The organism is Roseateles sp. P5_E11, from assembly GCF_054049355.1.
Window position 1 is genome coordinate 1 of record NZ_JBFUMO010000381.1, and the last position, 5,748, is coordinate 5,748.

A 5,748-nucleotide genomic window follows, 5' to 3' on the forward strand; every position below is an offset into this window, starting at 1 on the left:
CATAGAACTCCGCGGCCTTGGCCAGCATGTGGTCGAGGGAGCCGGATTCCTCGCCGATGGAAGACATCTGCAACACCATGGTCGGGAAGATGCCCGTCGTCTGCATCGACGTCGTCAGCGCGGCGCCGGTGGAAACGTCGCGTTGGATCTGTTCGGTCGCCTCAGCGAATACCGCATTCCCCGAGGCGCCGCCGACGGAATCGAGCGCCTCGACCAGCGGGACGCCTGCGGCAAACATCGTCGACAGGGTCCGCGTCCAACGCGCGACGGCGGACTTGTACATGAGGTCGCCGAAGACGGGGACCTTCAACAGCAGGCGATCCATGCGCTTTTGCATCGGCACGGAGCGCTTCCAGGTCTGCAGGAAGAAATAGATGCCACCGCCGATCGAACCGAAGATAGCCCACCAGTAGCTGACGAAGAACTTGGACAGCGCGATGATGAAAAGGGTGGGGGCGGGCAGGTCGGCGCCGAAAGACTTGAAGACATCCTCGAAGGCAGGCACCACAAAGATCATGATGACTGCAACGACGATGAAGGCGACCACCATCACCGCGACAGGGTAGGTCAGTGCCGACTTGATCTTGTTCTTGATGGCAACCGTCTTTTCCTGATAGACCGCCAGTCGGTCCAGCAGCGCCTCCAAGATACCGCCAGCTTCGCCCGCTTCGACGAGATTGCAGTACAGCGCGTCGAAATACATCGGGTGCTTGCGGAAGGCCGATGACAGGCTCGTGCCGGTCTCCACATCCTGTCGGATGTCGTTCAGTAGCCGTGTGAGGCGCGGGTTGGTCGCGCCGCGGGCGACGATGTCAAAGGACTGCAGCAACGGCACGCCGGCGCGCATCATCGTCGCGAGCTGGCGCGTGAAGATCGCGATGTCCTTCTGCTTGACCGCGCTGCCACCGCTGGAGCGGCGCTTCTTGACCTTGTTGACCAGGATGCCTTGGCGGCGCAAGGTGGCGCTGACCATGGCCTCACCGCCGGCCCGGAGTTCGCCTCTGACGATCTTGCCATTGCGATCCTTGCCCTCCCACTCGAAGACGAAGTCCTTGACGCCTTTTGCTGCGGCAGTGGCAGTAGCCATGCGCTCTCCTCGAGACTGATTATTCGTTGGTGGCGGACAGCACTTCTTCCAGTGTCGTGACGCCGCCGCGCGCCTTCACGAGGCCGGACTGGCGCAGATCGCGCACCCCTTCCTTCTTGGCCTGCTCGGCGATGTCCATCGCCGTTCCCTCAGCCAGGATGATGCGCTGGATCGCCTCCGTGACGGGCATCACTTGGTAAAGCCCGACGCGGCCGCGGTAACCATTTGTGCAGCTGCTGCAGCCGACGGCGCGATAGAGCTTCCAGCTGCCGTCGAAATCTTCCTCGACGAAGCCGGCCTTGATCAGTGCTTCGCGTGGGTAGTCGGCCGGTTGCTTGCAGTTCTCGCACAGCCGGCGCACGAGGCGCTGAGCGGTGATGAGCAGCACGCTGGACGCGATATTGAACGGCGCCACGCCCATGTTGAGCAGACGGGTCAACGTTTTGGGCGCGTCATTGGTGTGCAGCGTCGACATGACCATGTGGCCCGTCTGAGCGGCCTTGATCGCGATATCGGCGGTTTCCAGGTCACGGATTTCGCCRACCATGATGATGTCTGGATCCTGGCGCAGGAAGGACTTCAGGGCCGTCGAGAAGTTCAGGCCCGCCTTGTCGTTGACGTTGACCTGGTTGATACCGGGCAGGTTGATTTCTGCCGGGTCTTCCACTGTCGCGATGTTGACGCCAGGCTGGTTCAGGATGTTCAGACAGGTGTAGAGAGACACCGTCTTGCCGGAGCCCGTCGGGCCGGTCACAAGCACCATGCCGTAAGGGCGGTAGATGCAGGCGAGCAGGCGCTCCTTCTCGATCTTCTCGTAGCCCAGCGCTTCAATGCCCAGCTTCGCGGAGGACGAGTCCAGGATACGAATAACGATCTTTTCGCCGAACAGCGTGGGCAGGGTACTGACGCGGAAATCGATGGACTTGCTGCCGAACTTCAGCTTCATGCGCCCGTCCTGGGGCACTCGCTTCTCGGAGATGTCCAGGCGCGAAATCACCTTGATGCGCGAGGCCAGCTTGTCCTTGATCGCAATGGGCGGTTGCGTGATCTCGCGCAACTCGCCGTCGACGCGAAAGCGCACGCGGTAGTGGAATTCGTAGGGTTCGAAATGCAAGTCCGAGGCGCGCAGATTGATCGCGTCGACCAGCATCTTCTGCAGGAAGCGGACGACGGGTGCGTCCTCGACGTCTGCCAGTTCGGCAGCCTCCTGCTGCGGCGTCGCATCCTCTTCGGCGATGTCGAAGTCGAAGTCGCCGCCAGCGATGCTCTCCAGCGATTCCGTCGCGCTTGCGCCGGTGCTGGCCAGCATCTTGGCCAGCTTGTCATGCTCGACGATGACCCATTCCGGCTGCAGCTGGGTCGCGAACTTGATGCGTTCAATGACCTCGAGATCCGTGGGATCGGCGCCGCCGACGAAAAGGCGATTGCCGCGCCGCGACAGGGCCACGACCTGGTACTGCTGGGCCAGCTTCGCGTCGATGACGTTCTGCGGCATGCGCTGCGGGTCCATCGCCGACAGATCCAGCAGCGGCAAGGCCAGAGCACTGGACAAGGTGTGCGCCAGATCGACTGGCGAAACCAGGCCGCTTGCGATCACCGCGTTGACGAAACTGGCCTTCTTTTCCCTCGCCTGTTTGACGAGATCTTCGGCGGCCTTGGCCTGGAGCTTGCCGGCGTGCACCAGCATGCGCGCCACCCCCGACAGGGAAGACTGAAGCGGCTCGGCGAGCGTGGTTTCCACAGGCAGTTGCGTCAACGACGGAAAGAGCGAAGTCTGCCAATTGTGCCAGTCGGTAGCCGGGCGCGAGGCAAACGAATTCCAGGGATAACGTCAGGATTTCAGGGTTGCCGGTACTGTGGCCCGGTCGATTTGCGGACCCTCATCCCGAGGGCGAAGACTTGGTCGGGGTGAGAGGATTCGAACCTCCGGCCTCTACGTCCCGAACGTAGCGCTCTACCAGGCTAAGCTACACCCCGATGTCTTCTGCGCGAGCCGCCTATGAGTGGCGCTCAACCGACTGAATTGCGAATTCTAGCAGAGATTCTGTCCACCTATTTGGAGGCAGGTGGCTGAGACATTCGGCCGCGTGCCGCGCTTCGGTTCGCGCCGCTTCCCGGGTCGATTCGAGGGCGCCGGTTGAGCGCACGATGGCAACGATATCCTGCAGTTTTTCCTGCTCGCCCTCTTCGATGGCATGCCGAAGCAATGCGCGTTGCTCGCCCGTTGCTCGCTCCATCGCGATCAACAGYGGCAGTGTCGTCTTGCCCTCGCGCAGGTCGTCCCCGATGTTCTTGCCGAGCTCCAGGGCGTCTCCTTCGTAATCCAGCACATCGTCGATGAGCTGGAAGGCCGTTCCCAGCGCGCGCCCATAGGCGGCACAGGCTTCCTCGACCTCGGGCGGGGCGTTGGCCAGTACCGCGCCGAGGCGAGCGCTGGCTTCGAAAAGCTTGGCAGTCTTGAACCGGATCACGCGCAGATAGCTCTCCACCGTGATGTCCGGGTCGTGCATGTTCATCAGCTGCAGGACTTCGCCCTCGGCAATGACGTTGGTGGCCTCTGCCAGCACCTCCAGCACCCGCATGCGGTCGACCGACACCATCATCTGGAAGGCGCGCGAATAGAGGAAGTCGCCGACCAGCACGCTCGCAGCGTTGCCGAACAGGGCGTTGGCGGTCGGCTTGCCGCGACGCAGTGAGGACTCGTCAACGACGTCATCGTGCAGCAGCGTCGCCGTATGGATGAACTCGACGACGGCGGCYAACTCAAAGCGCGCCGGCTTGGCAAAACCGAGCGCGTTCGCAAACAGCAGCACGAGCTTGGGGCGCATGCGCTTGCCGCCGGCATGCACGATGTAGTGCGCGATCTGGTCGATCAGCGCCACATCGGAGGACAGGCGCTGCGCGATGACCGCGTCGACCTGGGCCATTTCGTCGGCCAGCAGGGCGAGTACCTCAGCAACTTGGGATGGGGGCGAGGCTGACTCGACGCGCACGTGGACTCTCAGGCAAGGAATGTGGTGATTATAGAAACGGCGTCCATGCGCTTGCGGGCATGGTCGGGCCGCACTGTTGTCGTGAGGCTTGCAGGAGGCCCAGCGCGTGGAGCATTGCCTTTCGATGAAGCGTCAGGGTATACTCGCGGGCTCTTTGCAAGCCGTGTGTCTTTGATGGGTGGCGGGCAATGGGGATCAAAACCGACAAAAAGGCCCGACGAGGGTGGCGGCACCGGCTGAATGGCTGGCGTCAAGCTGCTGGAGCCGGGTGATTGCACCCCTGGGGTGCGGAAGGATGAATATGTACGCGGTCATCAAAACCGGCGGCAAGCAATACAAGGTTGCTGCTGGCGAAAAGATCAAGGTCGAGTTGCTCGACGTGGAAGTCGGCGCTGAGGTCACTATCGACCAAGTGCTGGCCATCGGCAGCGGCGACGGCCTGACGGTCGGCGCTCCGCTGGTCGCCGGCGCTACTGTCAGCGCCAAGGTTGTCAGCCATGGCAAGCACGACAAGGTTCGCATCTTCAAGATGCGCCGTCGCAAGCACTACAAGAAGAGCCAAGGCCATCGCCAAAACTTCACCGAGCTGGAAATCAGCGCGGTCAACGGCTGATTTCAGTCGTCTTTCGCTAATTTCTAGGAGCTAACTCATGGCACAGAAAAAAGGCGGCGGTTCCACACGGAATGGCCGCGACTCCAAGCCCAAGATGCTGGGCGTCAAGGCTTACGGCGGTGAACTGATCTCCGCAGGTTCGATCATCGTGCGTCAGCGCGGCACCAAGTTCCACGCTGGCGTCAACGTCGGCATGGGCAAGGACCACACGCTGTTCGCGTTGGTCGATGGCCACGTGTCCTTCGCCATCAAGGGCGAGAAGAACCGTCAGACCGTCGTCATCACGCCGCTGGCGGCTTGATGATTGCGTGATCCGGACGGGTCGCCCGCCCGGATACTYCCAAGCCCCGGCTCGCCGGGGCTTTTGTTTTTTAAGGTCCGGCTTGCCGGAGCCTTTGCTTGTTTGATCCGGCTTGCCGGGTTTGTTTTTTGGAAAGCCCGCCGCACTGAATCGCAGCGGGCGCGCCGCAACCCAGCCAGTACGATGGCTGCTCAGCCATGAAATTCGTCGACGAAGCCACCATTGACATCGCAGCCGGCAACGGCGGCGCGGGCTGCGCCAGCTTTCGTCGCGAGAAGTTCATTCCCTTCGGTGGGCCGGACGGCGGTGACGGCGGCAAGGGTGGCAGCGTGTGGGCCGAGGCGGACCGCAACCTGAACACGCTGATCGACTACCGCTACGCACGCCGCCACGAGGCACGCAACGGTGAGGCTGGTCGCGGTTCCGACTGCTTCGGCGCGGCGGCCGACGACATCGTGCTGCGTGTGCCGGTCGGCACCATCATCACGGACCTGGAAACCGAATCCGTCATCGGCGAGTTGATCGAGTCCGGCCAGCGCATTCTGCTCGCCAAGGGCGGCGACGGCGGCTTTGGCAACTTGCATTTCAAGACGTCGACCAACCGTGCGCCGCGCCAGAAAACGCCGGGTTGGCCGGGCGAGGCCAAGAAGCTGCGCCTGGAGCTGCGCGTGCTGGCCGACGTTGGCCTGCTGGGCCAGCCCAACGCCGGCAAGTCGACATTGATCACGGCGATCTCCAACGCCAAGCCCAAGAT

The 5,748-nt window shown here is 62.5% G+C and carries 6 protein-coding genes and 1 tRNA gene; 3 read left to right on the top strand and 4 right to left on the bottom strand.

The annotated features are described in order from the left end of the window. The 4 genes from ACXJKR_RS22430 to ACXJKR_RS22445 all read right to left on the bottom strand — a co-directional run. On the bottom strand, positions 1-1,087 hold a 1,087-nt coding region (locus tag ACXJKR_RS22430; RefSeq protein ID WP_457324687.1), incomplete at its 3' end, for a type II secretion system F family protein. 19 nt (positions 1,088-1,106) lie between these two features. Next, on the bottom strand, positions 1,107-2,774 hold the full coding sequence (pilB, locus tag ACXJKR_RS22435) for a type IV-A pilus assembly ATPase PilB (RefSeq protein ID WP_457324689.1): 1,668 nt from the start codon (positions 2,772-2,774) through the stop codon (positions 1,107-1,109). Positions 2,775-2,987: 213 nt separating this feature from the next. Then, positions 2,988-3,064, bottom strand: a tRNA-Pro gene (locus tag ACXJKR_RS22440). A gap of 20 nt (positions 3,065-3,084) precedes the next feature. Next, positions 3,085-4,014, bottom strand: a complete 930-nt coding sequence (locus ACXJKR_RS22445; protein WP_056203374.1) for a polyprenyl synthetase family protein — start codon at positions 4,012-4,014, stop codon at positions 3,085-3,087. Between the two features lie 367 nt (positions 4,015-4,381). On the opposite strand from ACXJKR_RS22445, the gene rplU reads away from it, so the two are divergent. The 3 genes from rplU to ACXJKR_RS22460 all read left to right on the top strand — a co-directional run. Beyond that, entirely contained in the window at positions 4,382-4,693 is a 312-nt protein-coding gene (rplU, locus tag ACXJKR_RS22450) for a 50S ribosomal protein L21 (RefSeq protein ID WP_056203376.1), read from the top strand. Positions 4,694-4,730: 37 nt separating this feature from the next. Then, positions 4,731-4,994, top strand: coding sequence for a 50S ribosomal protein L27 (gene rpmA / locus ACXJKR_RS22455; RefSeq protein WP_056203384.1), 264 nt, complete (start codon positions 4,731-4,733; stop codon positions 4,992-4,994). A gap of 197 nt (positions 4,995-5,191) precedes the next feature. Continuing rightward, a partial coding sequence (locus ACXJKR_RS22460; RefSeq protein ID WP_457324688.1) for a GTPase occupies positions 5,192-5,748 on the top strand: 557 nt, incomplete at its 3' end.

Excerpts from the sequence above, each read along its gene's own strand:
- rplU (WP_056203376.1), top strand. The coding sequence starts at position 4,382 with ATGTACGCGGTCATCAAAACCGGCGGCAAGCAATACAAGGTTGCTGCT.
- rpmA (WP_056203384.1), top strand. The coding sequence starts at position 4,731 with ATGGCACAGAAAAAAGGCGGCGGTTCCACACGGAATGGCCGCGACTCC.